A 2,686-nucleotide genomic window follows, 5' to 3' on the forward strand; every position below is an offset into this window, starting at 1 on the left:
CGAGCGGCGATCTACGAGATGATGGCCGAGATCTATCGCGAAACCGGCCGAAAGGACGGAGCGGACCAGATGAAGGCGATCGCGCGGCGCCTGACGGTTTCCGGCCGCTGAGCGCTCGCGAAGCGGCAGGCCGTCGCGGGAAAACCGGTGTTTCTCGAATCGTCTCCGGTGACGGGGAGGCCGAGCCGTCCAGGATCAGCGACTTCGCTCGGTTTCCGGAGCTGGGCCCTCGAGGTCTTCGACGGCGCCGCTCTCACGGGCTGTCGATAGACTGGTTCGCTTCTCCCTCGGGGAGCGTGACATCCTCCTTCAGGGTGTCGCGAACATAAGCCTTCTGTACGATCACGAATATCGCGACCACGATCGGCGCCGCAAGCACGAATCCCAAAAGGCCCGCCAACGCGCCGATCCCGGCGATGCCAAGCAGCATGAGGGCCGGCGGGATCGAGATCATTCGCTTTTGGATCAGCGGCATGATCAGATTGCCCTCGGCCTGATGGATCAGAATAGAGCCTGGTTTGTGGCCCTCCCGCCTCCTTCCGCCAGGCCCCCGCTAAAGCCCCTTCCCCGCCGCCAGCGCGTCCCACAGCGCGCAATGATGCTCCACGGCATAAGCGTCGGCGCTGATCTCTTCGGTCCGACCGCCTGTCAGGAAGGCGATCCGGCGGGGCGCCTCGGCGCCGTAACGCGGCCAGTCGGGCAACGCGGCGCCGTTCGGATCGCCGCTGGCGGCAAAGTTCGACCAATATCCGAGCATGATCCTCGCCAGCCCCATCTGGGTCGGCGTCAGGGGCACGGTCGTCTCGCTTTGCCAGACGTAGGGCACGTCCGAGGTGTGATCGGCGCCGATCGGGAATGAGGACGGCACGTTCATATAGGGGCGCGGCGGCGACGTCTCGTCGCGGAACTCGTAAGCGTAGGTCGGCGTCCATTTCGCCAGCGCGGCGACGACCGGGACGGCGTTGCAGGCGAACCCGGAGTCGGTCTCGACCGCGGCGAGCGCGGCCCCGGGCGCCGGTTCGGCGCTGAGCGGGTATTGCGCTAGAACCCGGTCGGCGTTGGGTCCTTGCGCCTTGCGCACCGCCGCCTCGAAGGCCGCCGCCGTCACCGGCTGTTTCACAAGGTCATTGCCTTCGTAAACGAAGGCGCGAGTCTCATGCCGGGTGTTGCCGATCATGACCGGCACGCGGTTGAAATCGCCGGCGGCGAAGGCGGCCGGCGCCAACGTCGGCTGAGCGGCACCGCCTTGCACCGGGCGCCAGGGAAGCGCGGTCGCCACTTGCGCATCGATGATCTCCGCCGCCGACTTGCCGCGCAGGCACGCCGCTGCGTCGGTCGCATCGCCGCAGCCGAGCGCCTTTGCGAAGCGCTGGCCGCGCTCGGTCGCCTGGCTATGGTCGATATTGACGCAATTGCCGATGCTCTGGATCACCGCCCGCTCGAACAGGCCCTTGGCGGCCGGCGAGGCCATCAGCCAGCACACCGACCCCGCCCCCGCCGATTGTCCGGCGATCGTCACACGCTCCGGATCGCCGCCGAACGCCGCGATGTTGCGCTTGACCCACCGCAAGGCCTCGACCTTGTCGAGATCGCCGTACTGCCCGCTCGACTGCTTGTCGGCCGATTCCGTGTCGAGCGCCGGGAGGGCGAGGTAGCCGAGCGCGCCGAGCCGATAGTTCACCGTCACCACGACATTGCCTTCCGCGGTCAGCCAGGCCGGCTGCACGTCCGTGCCCGCGCCGTTGACCCAGCCGCCGCCATGAAACCAGACCAGCACCGGCCGCTTTGCCCCGGCCTCGGCGGCGGGCGTATAGACATTGAGATAAAGACAATCCTCATGCCAGCTCGCCGGCGATCCGGGGCGCCAGAAGATCGCCTGCTGCACGCACTCGGCGCCCGGCTCAGTGGCGGGGCGCACGCCGCTCCAGGGATGCGGGCTCTGCGGCGGCCGCCACCTGAGCGCCCCGACCGGCGGCTCTGCATAGGGAATGCCTTCAAAGAGCCGGTAGCCCGGCTGCCAGGACCCCGCGAGCGTTCCCTCCGCGGTTTGAACCTGAGTGTCGACGGACGCGGCCAATGCGGCGCCGCAACAGCATCCGATCGCGAGGATCGCGGCGCCGGCAAAGGCGGCGCGCCGGCCAGGCGCCATCGACGTCAGGAAAGTCTGCGCCATCGGTTTCCTCCTCGATCCGCGTCCGCGCCAAGCGAGCACTGCTTTGGGACCGAATTGTGGGCTTCCAAGCCCTCGAAAGGCTCAAAACGCAATGGACTGCTCTTGCAAAAAACTGGCATGGATGAGGCTCGGCTTGGCATGGATTTGCGTCGGCGCCGCGTCCGCTTGGCGCTGGACAGACAGAAAAAGGGGTGTTCGAAGCAAGTGGCCCCGCTTTCCCCGTTTCGCTGAAGCGGACGGACCGCCTACATTGATTTTATTTGTCGACTAAATAGACTATCGCTTCGGATTCAGACCCGTGTTGCGCACGGAACGTTCGAAAGGGCTCCCATGAGCGGTCTTGCCTCTGTCCCGCCCGGGCCCGCGGGCGACTGGGATCCGGGCCTCTACAGCAAGTTCGAAAACGAGCGCACGCTGGCGGCGCGCGATCTCCTGCGCCGCGTTCCGCTCGGCTCGGCGCGCGTCGTCGTCGATCTCGGCTGCGGACCGGGAAACAGCGCCGAACTGCTGGTC

The 2,686-nt window shown here is 67.1% G+C and carries 2 protein-coding genes and 1 pseudogene; 1 reads left to right on the top strand and 2 read right to left on the bottom strand.

The window, feature by feature from the left end; all coding sequences use genetic code 11:
- Positions 1–253 precede the first annotated feature (253 nt).
- On the bottom strand, positions 254–508 hold the full coding sequence (locus ACLP25_RS29070; RefSeq protein ID WP_442472574.1) for an AI-2E family transporter: 255 nt from the start codon (positions 506–508) through the stop codon (positions 254–256).
- Positions 509–553: 45 nt separating this feature from the next.
- Positions 554–2,173, bottom strand: coding sequence for a carboxylesterase/lipase family protein (locus ACLP25_RS29075; protein ID WP_442472573.1), 1,620 nt, complete (start codon positions 2,171–2,173; stop codon positions 554–556).
- 330 nt (positions 2,174–2,503) lie between these two features.
- Between ACLP25_RS29075 and ACLP25_RS29080 the strand changes: the two are divergent.
- Positions 2,504–2,686 (top strand): annotated as a pseudogene (locus tag ACLP25_RS29080) (trans-aconitate 2-methyltransferase); the annotation flags it as partial.

The sequence above is a fragment of the Roseiarcus sp. genome, from assembly GCF_052145395.1.
In the GTDB taxonomy this organism is placed as follows: Bacteria; Pseudomonadota; Alphaproteobacteria; order Rhizobiales; family Beijerinckiaceae; genus Roseiarcus.